General features: G+C 66.4%; 12 protein-coding genes. 4 read left to right on the top strand and 8 right to left on the bottom strand.

The window, feature by feature from the left end; genetic code table 11:
• Positions 1–122 precede the first annotated feature (122 nt).
• A complete protein-coding gene (locus CEY08_RS13475) occupies positions 123–455 on the top strand; it encodes a hypothetical protein (protein WP_076813134.1) in 333 nt (110 codons plus the stop codon).
• Here the strand turns inward: CEY08_RS13475 and CEY08_RS13470 are convergent.
• Together CEY08_RS13470 and phrB are read right to left on the bottom strand one after the other, a co-directional pair.
• Positions 418–1,377 (bottom strand): methyl-accepting chemotaxis protein, encoded by a 960-nt coding sequence (locus tag CEY08_RS13470; protein WP_076813136.1) that lies wholly within the window; start codon positions 1,375–1,377, stop codon positions 418–420. The two genes, CEY08_RS13475 and CEY08_RS13470, sit on opposite strands and share 38 nt — an antisense overlap.
• Positions 1,378–1,508: 131 nt before the next feature.
• Positions 1,509–2,927: a deoxyribodipyrimidine photo-lyase gene (phrB, locus tag CEY08_RS13465; RefSeq protein WP_063961799.1), complete on the bottom strand. Its 1,419-nt coding sequence runs from the start codon at positions 2,925–2,927 to the stop codon at positions 1,509–1,511.
• 304 nt (positions 2,928–3,231) lie between these two features.
• On the opposite strand from phrB, the gene CEY08_RS13460 reads away from it, so the two are divergent.
• Positions 3,232–4,680 (top strand): CoA transferase, encoded by a 1,449-nt coding sequence (locus CEY08_RS13460; RefSeq protein ID WP_063961798.1) that lies wholly within the window; start codon positions 3,232–3,234, stop codon positions 4,678–4,680.
• Between the two features lie 27 nt (positions 4,681–4,707).
• Here the strand turns inward: CEY08_RS13460 and CEY08_RS13455 are convergent, their stop codons facing one another.
• From CEY08_RS13455 to CEY08_RS13435, 6 genes are all read right to left on the bottom strand, one after another.
• Complete coding sequence (locus tag CEY08_RS13455) at positions 4,708–5,244, bottom strand: peroxiredoxin (RefSeq protein WP_042793367.1); 537 nt, start codon at positions 5,242–5,244, stop codon at positions 4,708–4,710.
• 98 nt (positions 5,245–5,342) lie between these two features.
• Complete coding sequence (locus CEY08_RS13450; protein WP_088607692.1) at positions 5,343–6,896, bottom strand: BcpO-related WXXGXW repeat protein; 1,554 nt, start codon at positions 6,894–6,896, stop codon at positions 5,343–5,345.
• Positions 6,897–6,926: 30 nt separating this feature from the next.
• Positions 6,927–7,091: a hypothetical protein gene (locus tag CEY08_RS29970; protein ID WP_164794580.1), complete on the bottom strand. Its 165-nt coding sequence runs from the start codon at positions 7,089–7,091 to the stop codon at positions 6,927–6,929.
• A gap of 231 nt (positions 7,092–7,322) precedes the next feature.
• A complete protein-coding gene (locus CEY08_RS13445) occupies positions 7,323–7,730 on the bottom strand; it encodes a DoxX family protein (protein ID WP_042793369.1) in 408 nt (135 codons plus the stop codon).
• A 166-nt stretch (positions 7,731–7,896) separates the two neighbouring features.
• A complete protein-coding gene (dbpA, locus tag CEY08_RS13440; protein ID WP_063640799.1) occupies positions 7,897–9,285 on the bottom strand; it encodes an ATP-dependent RNA helicase DbpA in 1,389 nt (462 codons plus the stop codon).
• A gap of 150 nt (positions 9,286–9,435) precedes the next feature.
• Positions 9,436–10,194: an IclR family transcriptional regulator gene (locus CEY08_RS13435; protein WP_042793370.1), complete on the bottom strand. Its 759-nt coding sequence runs from the start codon at positions 10,192–10,194 to the stop codon at positions 9,436–9,438.
• Positions 10,195–10,354: 160 nt separating this feature from the next.
• On the opposite strand from CEY08_RS13435, the gene xsc reads away from it, so the two are divergent.
• Together xsc and CEY08_RS13425 are read left to right on the top strand one after the other, a co-directional pair.
• Positions 10,355–12,166 (top strand): sulfoacetaldehyde acetyltransferase, encoded by a 1,812-nt coding sequence (gene xsc / locus CEY08_RS13430; RefSeq protein ID WP_042793371.1) that lies wholly within the window; start codon positions 10,355–10,357, stop codon positions 12,164–12,166.
• Positions 12,103–13,170, top strand: coding sequence for a bifunctional enoyl-CoA hydratase/phosphate acetyltransferase (locus CEY08_RS13425; protein ID WP_313378285.1), 1,068 nt, complete (start codon positions 12,103–12,105; stop codon positions 13,168–13,170). The genes xsc and CEY08_RS13425 overlap by 64 nt, the downstream gene beginning before the upstream one ends.
• Positions 13,171–13,219: the final 49 nt, after the last annotated feature.

The following is a 13,219-nucleotide window of genomic DNA, read 5'->3' as shown; positions in this document are numbered from 1 at the left end:
AACGGATGTCTTCCAATTCCCGTTTTTCTCCAGCGCGTCGCGGGGCCTTTGCGTGGCCGGTGACGATGCCGTCCTATCATGTGGGCATTGGCAAATTGTCATGCGCCTGAAGGAGGCCGCTGATGGAAGGAATGATCGAACGCCTGGAAGCAATGCTGGCCAAGGGCACGGACAACATGCTGCTGCGTTTTTCCTTGGGCAAGGCCTATGCGGAGCAAGACTGCTTTCGCGAGGCCGAGACGCACCTGCGCGCTGCGCTGGCGTTCGATCCTGCCTATTCGGTGGCCTGGAAGTGGCTGGGCAAGGCCTGTCTTGGCCAGGGCGACAAGAACGGCGCGCGGGCGGCCTGGGAATCGGGCCTGCAGGCCGCGCAGGCCCGCGGCGACCAGCAAGTGGTGAAAGAATTGCAGGTGTTCATCAAGCGCCTGGATAAGGACGCGGCGCCCCGCGCCTGATCCGGAAGACCTCGATCGCATGGCGCAGATCGCTGGAACCGGAAGAGAGCGCGCTGTTATTCGCCGCTGTGTCCGCGATGCCGCTGTGTACGTCGCGCGCCAGGCCGACCAGGTTCCTGCGCGTGGCTTCCAACGAAAACCGTAGTGCTCCGATCTCGTCGACCAGGTTGCCCGGCGCCAGCGGCGTGCCCAGGTTGCCGGCCGCGATCTGCCGCGTGAACTCGGTGGCCGTGGCCAACAACCTTGATAGCGAGCGCGCATACGCCCAGCCCGACGCGAAGATTACGAACACTCCTGCGGCCAGGGCGGCGACCGCGACGGCCAGTTCCCCGGCATTCATTTCCGCGGCCATGCCACGCAGCGCGATGCCGCCTGCGGCCAGGAACAGCGCGGACGCCAGGCCAGCCCAGGCCAGCATGCGCGCGCGTATGCCCGCCGACCGCCAATCACGCAGGCGGGCCAACAGGCCTGCCGGCCGAATCCGCCCCGCGCTGAGCCGCAATCCATGGGTGATGCCGGTGCGCAGGCGCCGGTAGGCCCGGTCCGCGTCGTCGATCTGGGCACGCGTCGGCTTGACGCGCACGCAGGCATAGCAGACGGTCACGCCGCGCTCCACGACAGGGGTGATGCTGGCCAGCGACCAATAGTGGCCGCCATGTTTGCGCCGGTTCTTGATGACGCCCGTCCAGGACTGTCCCTGCTGTATGGTGCGCCACAGATCGTCATAGGCGGCCAGCGGCATGTCGGGATGGCGCATCGTGTCATGGCCGTTGCCGAGCAGGTCCTCACGGGTGTAGCCGCTGACCTCCAGGAACGCTGGATTGGCATAGATGATGCGTCCGCGCGCGTCGGTGCGGGTGATTAGGCACTGTTCGTCGTGCAGCGTGTATTCCGGGTCCAGGACCTGGGGATGGTCGCGCATGGTGGGTCGTCCCTGCGAGCGGCGTTTGGTGGGATTTGCAGACCGATCATCGGCGACGCTGGCGCAGGCAGCGTTGACTTACGTCAAAGGCGGGCGATACCGGTGCTGCCACGCGCGCAGGGAAGGAACGCTCAGGCGGCCGGCAGCCCTGAGAACGCTTCCAGCGCGCGCAGCCGGCTTTGCGCCAGGTCGACGATGGGATGCGGGTAGCCGGCGGCCGCGCGCTCCATGGGACTGGGATCGTGGATGGCGCGGTTGTCCAGGTGTGCCAGTTCCGGCAGCCATTCCCGCAGGAACGCGCCGTCTGGATCGAATTTGCGCGACTGCGACAGCGGATTGAAGATGCGGAAGTAGGGCACCGCGTCCGCGCCCGTGGACGCGCTCCATTGCCAGCCGCCGTTGTTGGCGGCGAGGTCGCCGTCCACCAGATGGGCCATGAACCAGGCTTCGCCCAGGCGCCAGTCGAGCAGCAGGTTCTTGGACAGGAACATGGCCGTCACCATGCGCAGGCGATTGTGCATCCAGCCCAGCGCCAGCAATTGGCGCATGGCCGCGTCCACGATCGGGATACCCGTACGGCCTTGTTGCCACGCGTGCAAGTCGTCAGGCGCATTTCGCCAGGGTACGGCGGCGGTCTCCGGCTTCATGGGCTGGTGCATGGACAGGGCCGGGTGGGCGGCCAGCAGATGCTGGTAGAACTCGCGCCAGAGGAGCTCATTGATCCACGTGGCCGCACCGCGTTTGCCGCCTTCCACCTCGCCGTGGTTCGCGGCCAGCGCGGCGCGCAGCGCCTGTCCGGGGGACAACACGCCTGCAGCCAGATAGGGCGAGAGGCAGCTGGTGGCGGGCAGAGAGGGAAAGTCGCGTTCTTCCTGGTAGGCATCGATGACGCCATCGGCAAACGCTTCCAGCCGTTCGCTGGCCGCATCTTCGCCGGCGGGCCACAGCGCGCGGATCGGCTCGGCTGGGGTGTCGAAACCCTCAAACCCCGCAGGCAGCGGGTCCGCCGGCCAAGGCGGCGGGGTTTGCGGGCGCGGGGCAGGCACGGCCCGTAGCGGTGCGGTGCGCAGCCGCTCGCGGCAGGCCCGGGCGTACGGCGTATAGACGCGATAGCAATCGCCCTTGCCGGTAAGCACCGTGCCGGGCCGCAGGAGCGAGGCGCCATGGTGCAGCGTCCAGTTCACTCCCTCGGCCTGCAGGCGGTCGGCGACGGCGCCGTCGCGACGGCGTTCGTTGACGGCCCATTCGGCGTTGGCATGCACATGGCCGATGGCGTGGGTCCGGCAGAAATCCGCCAGTGCGTCCGGCGCCTGGCTCCAGTCGCGCACGGTCAGCAGCCGCAATGGTATGCCCAGCTTGCCCAGGTTCCGCGCAAGCTCGCGCAGGTTGCGCAGCCAGAAGTCCACCTTGGCCGGGGAGTCTCCATGCAGGCGCCATTGGCCGGGCGCGGCCAGGAACAGGGCGGTTACGGTGCCGCCCTCGGCGGCTGCGGCCAGAGCCGGATTGTCATGCGCGCGCAAGTCGGTGCGCAGCCAGAGCAGCGTATTCATGGGCGATCCAGGGCGGGATGGGGCACGCGCCAGGCGCGGGCCGGTGAGGCAGGCATTCTATATTGGGCCCGCTGCGAGCGGCACGCCGGCAGGCCGGGCTTGGAAGATGATGTAAAAACTACGAGTAGATGTGTCCTTGTCGACAAGGGCTCGCCTGGCAGGCTCCACAGGGGAATCCGCGCGGCGCGGCCGGATCGCGGCGCTTTGCGGTCAAACCATGAAACACGCTGGCGCGCCGCGCATATTGACGCGGCCTGGGCCCCGCCATGTAATTCAAATAAACGACTAGAGCAAGATGAACGCTATGGGAAATCTGATGGACCTACGCCCGTCTTTTCTGAGGGGCCGCACACCTGCAGGCAAGTCGTCCCGCGACGTTTTGCAAAAGCTCTGGCGCTCGGTCGATTTGCCGGATGAATCGCTGGACCATGTGGTGTTGACTGGCGCCGATCCGGTACTCCCATCTTCCTTCGCCGTCGGCACGGCGGCGCAGGCCAGCATGGCTGCGGCCGCGCTGGCCGCGGCCGAAATCTGGCATTTGCGGGGCGGTGCCCGCCAACAGGTCGGCGTCGACATGTTGCATGCGGCCCAGGAATGCCGCAGCCACTACACCATCAACGGCGTCACGCCCAATCCCTGGGATCCCATTACCGGCTTGTACCGCTGCGGCGACGGCGGTTGGGTTCGCATACACGCCAACTTCGCCCATCATCGCGATGGGGCGTTGGCGCTGCTGGGCTGTCCCACGGGCGAAGGCACCACCCGCGCGGTGGTCGAACGCGCCTTGAGCCGCTGGAAGGCCTTGGACTTCGAGCAGGTGGCTGCCGATGCGGGCTTGCCGGTGGCCGCCATGCGCAGCTTCGATGAGTGGGACCGTCACCCGCAGGCGATGGCTGTGGCCGCGCAACCCTTGCTGACCATCGAGCGTATTGGCGAGGCGGACTCCCGGCCCTTGCCCAAGTACGGGCATGGGGCCAAGCCGCTCAAGGATATTCGGGTGCTGGATCTGACCCGCATCATTGCCGGGCCGGTCTGCGGCCGGGCGCTGGCGGCATACGGCGCCGACGTCATGCTGGTCAACTCCCCGCATCTGCCCAATATCGACAACATCATCGACACCAGCCGCGGCAAGCTGTCGGTACTGGCTGATCTGGACACGGCTGACGGCCGGATCGCGCTGGGCAACCTGCTGCGCAGCGCGCATGTGTTCGTGCAAGGCTACCGTCCGGGCGGCCTGGCCGCGCTGGGTTTTGGTCCGCAGGACGCCGCGCGCATTCGCCCTGGCATTGTGTATGTGTCATTGTCGGCTTATGGTGAGCAAGGCCCATGGGCGGGCCGCCGAGGCTTCGACTCTTTGGTGCAGACCGCCACGGGCTTCAACCATGCCGAGGCGCAGGCCGCGGGCCAGGACGACCCCAAGCCTATGCCCATGCAGATCCTGGATCACGCGTCCGGCTACCTGATGGCTTTTGGCGCCCAGGCCGCGCTGGCGCGGCAGGCAACGGAAGGTGGCAGCTGGCACGTGCGCGTGTCGCTGGCTCAGACCGCGCATTGGCTGCGCAATCTGGGCCGGGTCGAGGGCGGGCTGGCTTGTCCGATGCCTGGTTTCGCGGGTTTGCTGGAGACCGAGCCCTCGGGCTTTGGCGAATTGGTGGCCTTGCGCCACGCCGCGCAGTTCTCCGAAACACCGGCCCGCTGGACTCGTCCGTCCAGTCCGCCGGGCACGCACCCGCCGGTTTGGCCGTTCAACTAGTGTGCGGGGCAACCCGCCACTAGCTCCTTACTGCCTGGCCTTCCAGTCGCGCAGCGCGCGCATCGTGTTGGCCACGTGGGAATCCGGATTCATGTCGGTGTATTCGTACAGGATCTTGCCTTGCGGTGAGATCACATACGAGATTCGCTGCGCGTATTCGGGACGCTTGTCGTGTACGGCGTCATAGGACTTCATGATCTTGCCGTCGCCGTCGGCGGCAACCGCGAATTTGCCACGGCACTCGCTGACCGAGAACTTGTTGAGGGTGTCGATGTTGTCGGTCGATACGCCGATCACGGTGGCGCCCAGGGACTTGTACTCGTCCGTGGCCTCGGCGAAGTTGTGCGCTTCTATCGTGCAGCCCTGGGTGAATGCGGCGGGAAAGAAATACAGGACGACCGGGCCTTGCTTGAGCGCTTCGCTCAACGAGAAGGTATATACCTTGCCACCCAGTGATGCCTGAGTGCTGAAGTCAGGCGCCGGGGCGCCCACATCCAGCGCGGCCTGGGCCGAGGGGCCGGCCAGCAGGCCGCAGAGCAACAACCAAGGGGCAATGCGCTTCATCGGAATCTCCAGAAATCTCGGGGGCGTCGCGGGAACAGGCCTACTGTAGCCCCGCGGGCGGCGAGGGTCCAGCAAGCCGCCCGCGGACGATGTCGGTCCTAGTCTCGGCCTGGCCCACCTCGACCGTTTCCGTCGCCACGTGACTGATCCCGTCCACGGCCGTCGCCGCCGCCCTGTTGACGTGCTTGCTGGGCCTGCTGGTCGCGTTGCTGTTGCTGGCGGGCTTGCTGCTGGGCCTGCTGGTCGCGCTGCTGTTGCTGGCGGGCCTGTTGCTGGGCCTGCTGGTCGCGCTGCTGTTGCTGGCGGGCCTGTTGCTGGGCCTGCTGGTCGCGTTGCTGTTGCTGGCGTGCCTGCTGCTGGGCCTGCTGGTCGCGTTGCTGTTGCTGGCGTGCCTGCTGCTGGGCCTGCTGGTCGCGTTGCTGTTGCTGGCGTGCCTGCTGCTGGGCCTGCTGGTCGCGTTGCTGTTGCTGGCGTGCCTGCTGCTGGGCCTGCTGGTCGCGTTGCTGTTGCTGGCGCGCCTGCTGCTGGGCCTGCTGGTCGCGTTGCTGTTGCTGGCGCGCCTGTTGCTGGGCCTGCTGGTCGCGTTGCTGGCGGGCTTGCTGCTGGGCCTGCTGGTCGCGTTGCTGTTGCTGGCGTGCCTGCTGTTGGGCCTGCTGGTCGCGTTGCTGTTGCTGGCGGGCCTGTTGCTGGGCCTGCGGGTCACGTTGTTGATCGCGTGCCTGCTGGCCCTGCGCTTGAGGCGGGCGGCCTTGCTGTCCGGGCGGCGTATCGCGACCGCGTTGCGCGTCACCACGCTCGAAATTGTTCTGTTCGCCGCCGCGGTTGTCGCGCCCGTTGCCGCGAGGCGAATCACGGCCGTCGCGTCCATCGCCTGGACGCTGCCCCTCCGCTGGCCTGCCATGGTCGACGAATGCCTGCGGCGGACGCCCCTTGTTATGGTCGTAGAACTGCGCCCGGTTGTTGCCGGCATCGCGGACGTATCCGCGCTGGACATCCGTCTGCGGGGAATGGCGTTCCTTGCGCGCGGCGAGTTCGCGGGGGTCGGCATCGCGCCGGATACCCGACGGGCCGCCGTGGTAACTGACGCGGCGGTTGTCCACTTTGTTCACCACCACGGTGTGGTTATAGACGTTGGTTACGCGGGTGACGTTCACGTTCGTCACGGACCGGTTGTAGTAGAAGCGGTCGCGTTTCCAGTAGCCGCCCACGTAGCCCAGGCCGTTGTAGCCGAAACCGTAATTGATTCCGCCATAGAAGCCCACGTGGGGGCCCCAATAGCCAGGATTCCAGAGGTAGATGCCGTTGTTGAACCCCCAATAGCCCGGCGTCCAGAGCGCGCCAGGGTAGGGCGCGAGCACCCAAGCGCCGGGCACCCAGAAAAAGCCGTAGCGGTTCAGGCCCCAGTAGCCGGGCACCCACATGTAGCCGTCTGCGGGCGCGGGTGGCTGGACATACACGGGCAGCGGTGGCGGCGGTTGGGGACTGCGCTCCACCAGAGCCAGATTGGCGTTGGCCGGGTCGCCGTCGTCATAGACGGGGGCCGCGGGCGCGGGCGGCGGCGCGTAGGTCTGGGCGGCGGCGCCTGCACAGGCCGCCAGCATGGCTGCGGCGACCCAAGGGCGTGGGCGGAGGATCCGGGAGTAGGTATTCATGGTCTTTCCTTGGCGCAATCGGCGCGCGGATCAATAGCCACGATAGTAGTAATGAGGGGCTGGGTATGCCGGGTAGTAATAATGCGGGGTGTAGTACACGGGCGCGGGGCGGTAATAGGCCGGCCTTGCGGGCACGACCACGCATCCGGTCAAGGCGCTGGCCATGGCCAGCATCAGCAACAGACTCTTTTTCATTTGCGACTCCTGCCGAGCGCCTGGCGTGGCTCACGCCTTTGTTGCGCTCGTCAGGATTAGGCCACATGCGGGTCTCCAGGGTTCTGGACTGTAATCGTTCCGAAACAGCTTTCGGGTGACGGATGTTTGCGTCTGCGTGACCGTCGATGTCGTTCGTATCAATGTCCGCGCAAAAGCAAAGGGGGCCGCCTCGGCGACCCCCTTGTTCCGCGTATCGCCGTGTTACGGCTGTCAGTTCCAGCGGCCGCCGTTGCCGGCGAGGCTGAAGCGGCCGGCGCCCATGAAGGCGATGGCCAGGCCAGTGAACAGGAACATGCCTTGCAGTTCCAGCGCCCAGCCGCCGTTGTTGGTCAGGCTGCTGATCTGGCCCGAGTGAGCCAGCAGGATGGCCACGACCATGTTGATGGCGATCAGCAGGCCGCCCAGGCGGGTGTAGATGCCGACGATGATCAGGACAGGGGCGAGGATTTCGCCGACATAGGCGCCATAGGCGAGGAAGCCCGGCAGGCCATGCGAGGACAGCATGCCGGAGATGCCGCCGACGCCGCCGCCGGTCAGCTTGAACAGGCCATGCAGCAGAATCAGAATACCGAGGGTCAGGCGCAGGATCAGCTTGCCGGTGTCGTCGGATTTGATCATGGTGAGTTTCTCTTCTATTGGTTGAAAGGGGACCGCGGCCGTTGGAACAGGTTGTGAGCCTTTGGTTCCGCGCCCCGATGATCGCGGGCAAGACGGCCGCCAGGGCAGGCCGCGCCATTATTGCAAAACCCGAGCAAAATCATCAAGTTCTTGTCGCGGGCCGGGTTCAGAATTCCTCCAGGTAGCGCATGCGGAAGCGCCGGCCCTTGATGTTGCTGTTGGACAAGCGCGAGAAGGCCTGCTTGGCAATCTGGCGGTCCAGCGCGACGTAAGACGTGAATTCGGTAATGTTGATCTTGCCGACCTGTTCGAATGTCAGGCCGCCGTCGCCGGTCAGGGCGCCCAGAAGATCGCCGGGACGCAGCTTGTCTTTCTTGCCGCCCTGGATGCAGAGGGTGATCATGGGCGCGCGCAGGGGGCGGTCCGCCTTGGGCCGCAGCGCCTTGATGTCGCCCCACACCAGCGGCGCTCCCTGGTATTGCTCGATCAGGTTCGCCCAGCGCATTTCCTCTGGCGAGCACAGGCTGAGCGCCAGGCCTTTCTGTTCGCCGCGACCGCTGCGGCCGATGCGATGCACGTGGACCTCGGTGTCCTTGGTCACGTCCACATTGATGACTGCGCCGAGGTTCTGGATATCCAGGCCACGCGCGGCCACGTCGGTGGCTACCAGGACGGCACAGCTGCGGTTGGCGAACTGGATCAGGATTTCATCGCGCTCGCGCTGTTCCAGGTCGCCGTTGAGCGCCTGGGCGCTGATGCCTTCGGCTTGCAGGCGTTCGACCAGGTCGTGGCTGCGGATCTTGGTATTGCAGAAGGCCAGGGTGGATTCCGGGCGGAAATGCGCCAGCAGGCGGGCGACCGCGTCCAGGCGCTCGCGCTCGTCGATCTCGTAGAAGATCTGCTCGATGCGGCTCGCATCGTGCAAGGCTTCGACCTTGACCTCGGCCGGGTTGCGCAGGAAGCGGGCGCTGAGCTTGCGGATGTTGTCGGGATAGGTTGCCGAGAACAGCAAGGTCTGACGCTTGGTGGGGCAATGCGAGGCGATCGCCACGATGTCGTCATAAAAGCCCATGTCGACCATGCGGTCGGCCTCGTCCAGCACCAGCGTATTCAGGCCGGACAAGTCCAGGCTGCCGCGCGCCAGGTGATCCTGGATGCGCCCAGGGGTGCCCACCACCAGATGCGCGCCGCGCGCCAGCGATTCGGCCTGCGGACGGGCGGCGGCGCCGCCGCAAAGGGTCAGGATCTTGACGTTGGCAATCTGGCGCGCCAGCCGGCGCAGCTCTTGCGCGACCTGGTCCGCCAGTTCACGCGTGGGGCACAGCAGCAGCGCCTGCGGAGTCAAGCGCGTGGGATCGAGCTTTTGCAGCACGCCCAGGCCGAAGGCCGCAGTCTTGCCGCTGCCGGTCTTGGCCTGCGCGATGAGGTCGCGGCCTTCCAGGATGAGCGGCAGGCTCTGAGCCTGGATGGGCGTCATCTGCTCGAAACCCAGGCTCTTCAGATTATCGAGCAGGGCGGGGAGCAGGGGCAGGGAGGTAAAGGAAGTGTCGGTCACGGTAAGAGAGAGTCGCTTTCTGCCCGGCGTCGGCCTGGCGGCAAAAGAAAGGGGCGGTTGGGGAAACCGCATACGCCCAAGAGTGTAATGCCTGCAGTCCGCGCGGCCTGCAAAAGAATGGCGATGCCCGAGGAAACGGAGCCGGCCGGCCTAGGCCTGGGGTTCGTAGGTACCGGCCAGCGCCCTTGCGGCTTCCTGCATGCGAGGCAACCAGGCGCGCGCGCCTTCGATGGACAGCCGGGCTATCGGCGCGTGCAGGGCGACGGCGGCGATGGCGCGGGTGCCGTGCAGGATGGGTACCGCCATGCAGACGATGCCCAGCAGGAATTCCTCGCGGTCGAAGCTGGCGCCTTCTTTCTTGATGGTGCGCAATTCCTGCTCCAGCGCGGAGACGTCGCACAGCGTGTTCGGCGTATAGCGCGGGAGGGGCGCGGCCGCGAGGAGGCGCTGGCGCGCTTCGCGCCGCATGTGGGCCAGGAAGAGTTTGCCGCTGGCCGAGCAATGCAGGGGCACGCGCGAACCCGATTGCAGGTTCACCCTCAGCGGCCAGGCGGTCTCGACGCGGTCCAGGTAGATGACTTCGTCGCCGTCCAGCATGGTGCAGTTACAGGTTTCGCCGATTTCATCGACCAGGCTGTCCAGGATGCGGTGCCGCTCGCCGCGCAGCGGTGAGTTCAGCAGCGTGTCGCGCGCCAACGCGCTCAGGCGCGGGCCGCTGACGTAGCTCTTGCCGGCGGGTTCGCGCAGCAGCATGCCGGCGTCTACGAGGCGCGACAGGATGCGCAGCACGGAAGGTTTGGGCAGGCCAGTGGCGTCCGTCAACGCGGCCAGCGATACCGGCTGCCCGGAGCGGGCGACCTGTTCCAGCAGGGTCAGCGCGCGCAGCGCTGCGGAGGATTCGTCTTTCATCTTTCAATAATTGAAGATTCAGCGGCTTGCTGCGCATCCTCGCACGGATTTTGCAGAAAATGAAACGCTGTGGGCTGGGAAGCGCAAGGTTTCTGCTGCAGTATCGGATCATGCCGGCCCAGATGCAATCCGACACCGCCGGCCTGCCAGGAGAGAGACCATGAGCAGCAAGCAACACATGACCCCCAGCGAGGCGTTTGTCGAAACGCTGGTCGCCCAGGGCGTCAAGGACGTTTTCGGCATTGTCGGCTCGGCCTTCATGGACGCGCTGGACCTGTTTCCGGCGGCGGGTATCCGCTTCGTGCCCACGGTGCACGAACAAGGTGCCGCGCATATGGCCGACGGCTATTCACGCGTGACCGGCCGTCATGGCGTCTGCATTGCGCAGAATGGCCCGGGCATCACTAATTTCGTGACCGGCGTGGCCGCGGCGTACTGGGCGCACAGTCCGGTCGTGGCGATCACGCCCGAGACCGGTACCTCGGGGATGGGGCTGGGCGGATTCCAGGAGACCGAGCAGTTGCCGATCTTCTCGCGCATCACCAAGTACCAGGCTCACGTGAACCGGCCGGACCGCATGGCTGAATTCACCGCCAAGGCGTTCGACAATGCGCTGGCCGAACGCGGTCCCACGCAACTGAACATCCCGCGCGATTATTTCTATGGCGAGATCGACGTGGCCATTCCCGAGCCGCGCCGGATTCGTCGCGGTCCGGGTTCCGAGGAGGATCTCGAAGCGGCGGCGCAGATGCTGGCGCAGGCCAAGTTTCCCGTCATCGTGGCGGGCGGGGGCGTGCTGTTTTCGGACGGCCAGGCTGAGTGCGTGGCCTTGGCCGAACTGCTGGGCGCGCCGGTCGTCACCAGCTACCTGCACAACGACGCCTTCCCGGCCAGCCACCCTCTGTGGTGCGGTCCCCTGGGTTACCAGGGCGCCAAAGCCGGCATGAAACTGTTGGCGCAGGCCGACGTCGTGCTGGCGTTGGGCACGCGCCTGGGGCCGTTCGGCACGCTGCCGCAGCACGGGCTGGACTACTGGCCTCAAGGCGCGCGCATCATCCAGGTGGACGCCGATCACCGCATGCTCGGGCTGGTGCGCCCGGTGTCGGTAGGCATCTGCGGCGACGCCAAGCCCGCCGCGGCGGCGCTGACGGCCAAGCTCAAGGGACGCGAAGTGGCGTGCGCGGGCACCAAGGGCGGGCGCGGCGAGCAGATCGCGGCGCAAAAGGCCGAGTGGGAAAAAGAGCTGGACAGCTGGTCGCACGAACGCGACGACTGGAGCCTGGACATTATCGAACATGGAGGCGGCCGCATGCATCCGCGGCGCATGCTGCGCGAACTGGAACGCGCCATGCCCAAGCACGTGATGGTGTCCACGGACATCGGCAATATCTGCTCGGTGTCCAACAGCTACCTGCGCTTTGACGAGCCGAATTCCATGCTGGCCGCCATGAGCTTCGGCAACTGCGGCTATGCCTTGCCGGCGCTGATCGGCGCCAAGCTCGGACGGCCCGACCGGCCAGCCGTGGCCTATGTCGGCGACGGCGCCTGGTGCATGAGCTTCCAGGAACTGCTGACCTGCGTGCGGGAGAAGATTCCGGTGACGGCCGTGGTGTTCCACAACGGCCAATGGGGCGCCGAAAAGAAGAACCAGGTGGACTTCTATGGCCGCCGCTTCGTCGGCAGCAACCTGAAGAATCCGAACTTCTCCGAACTGGCGCGCGCCATGGGCGCGGAAGGCATACGGGTGGAACACGCCGACCAGGTCGGCGCCGCCTTGCAGGCCGCATGCAAGGCACAGTCCGAAGGCAAGACCACCGTGCTGGAAATGATGGTCAGCCAGGAACTGGGCGATCCGTTCCGCCGCGACGCCCTCAAGCAGCCGGTGCGTTTCCTGGATAAGTACAAGCAATACGTGAACCAGCCGTTCCATCCGGGCGAGGTACCGCTGTCGATCGATCCCGCCAAGCGCTGATCTCGACGCGTCCGGCGCGGCGGCGGCCGCGCCGGACTTCTCCCGCCAGGCGCCGCGCCCCTGCGCGGCAGGAGCAGACTGAAATGGAAAGCGATCGATTGTTCGAGCCGCTGCGCAATGCTGCGCTGTCGGCGGGGCGCTTGCGCACCGCGGTGGCGTACCCCTTGTGTCCGACCAGCCTGGGCGCGGCCGTGCAGGCGCGCGACGCGGGTTACATCGAACCCGTGCTGGTCGGCCCCGCGGACAGGCTGCGCGCCTTGATGTCGGACCTGGGACTGGGCCCGAGCGAATTGGAGGTGATCGATACGCCCGACGACGAGGTCCTGGCGGCGCGCGCCTCGGCCGCGCTGGCGCGTGATGGCGCCGTGCGCATGCTGATGAAGGGCAGCCTGCATACCGATCATTTCATGTCGGCCGTGGTGGCGCGCGATGCGGGCCTGCGTACCGACAGGCGCGTCAGCCATGCTTTCGTCATGGCGGTGGCGGCCTATCCGAAACTCTTCATCCTGACCGATGCGGCCGTCAACATCGCGCCGACCCTGCAAGAAAAGGCCGACATCGCGCAGAACGCCATCGATCTGGCGCGCGCGCTCGGTGTGGAACGGCCCAAGATCGCGGTGCTGTGCGCCACCGAATCCGTCAATCCATCCATGCCGGCCACGCTGGATGCGGCGGCCCTGTCGAAGATGGCGGACCGCCGCCAGATCCGTGGTGGCGATATCGACGGCCCCTTGGCCTTCGACAACGCCATCTCGCGCGAGGCGGCGGACCAGAAAGGCATTGTGTCGAAGGTTGCGGGCGAGGCCGACATCCTGCTGGTTCCCGATATCGAGGCCGGCAACATGCTCTACAAAGAACTGACCTGGCTGGCTGGCGCAGGCACGGCCGGGCTGGTGCTCGGCACGCGCGTGCCCGTGCTGTTGACCAGCCGCTCCGATTCCATGCAGGCCCGCGTCAACAGCTGCGCGGTGGCCTCGCTGTATGCGCGGGCGCTGGCGGGTTGAGGCGCTCGTGCAGGCGCTGGCTCCAATAAGTCTGGCGGTTTGGTACTAA

It is taken from the genome of Achromobacter insolitus, assembly GCF_002209555.1.
GTDB classification, from domain to species: Bacteria; Pseudomonadota; Gammaproteobacteria; order Burkholderiales; family Burkholderiaceae_B; genus Achromobacter; species Achromobacter insolitus.
The sequence above is the reverse complement of the archived record's forward strand: the minus strand, read 5'-3'. Positions and strand labels throughout refer to the sequence as shown.

Excerpts from the sequence above, each read along its gene's own strand:
- CEY08_RS13450 (WP_088607692.1), bottom strand. The coding sequence starts at position 6,896 with ATGAATACCTACTCCCGGATCCTCCGCCCACGCCCTTGGGTCGCCGCA.
- CEY08_RS13455 (WP_042793367.1), bottom strand. The coding sequence starts at position 5,244 with ATGAAGCGCATTGCCCCTTGGTTGTTGCTCTGCGGCCTGCTGGCCGGC.
- CEY08_RS13460 (WP_063961798.1), top strand. The coding sequence starts at position 3,232 with ATGGGAAATCTGATGGACCTACGCCCGTCTTTTCTGAGGGGCCGCACA.
- xsc (WP_042793371.1), top strand. The coding sequence starts at position 10,355 with ATGAGCAGCAAGCAACACATGACCCCCAGCGAGGCGTTTGTCGAAACG.
- CEY08_RS13475 (WP_076813134.1), top strand. The coding sequence starts at position 123 with ATGGAAGGAATGATCGAACGCCTGGAAGCAATGCTGGCCAAGGGCACG.
- CEY08_RS29970 (WP_164794580.1), bottom strand. The coding sequence starts at position 7,091 with ATGAAAAAGAGTCTGTTGCTGATGCTGGCCATGGCCAGCGCCTTGACC.
- phrB (WP_063961799.1), bottom strand. The coding sequence starts at position 2,927 with ATGAATACGCTGCTCTGGCTGCGCACCGACTTGCGCGCGCATGACAAT.
- CEY08_RS13470 (WP_076813136.1), bottom strand. The coding sequence starts at position 1,377 with ATGCGCGACCATCCCCAGGTCCTGGACCCGGAATACACGCTGCACGAC.
- CEY08_RS13445 (WP_042793369.1), bottom strand. The coding sequence starts at position 7,730 with ATGATCAAATCCGACGACACCGGCAAGCTGATCCTGCGCCTGACCCTC.
- CEY08_RS13435 (WP_042793370.1), bottom strand. The coding sequence starts at position 10,194 with ATGAAAGACGAATCCTCCGCAGCGCTGCGCGCGCTGACCCTGCTGGAA.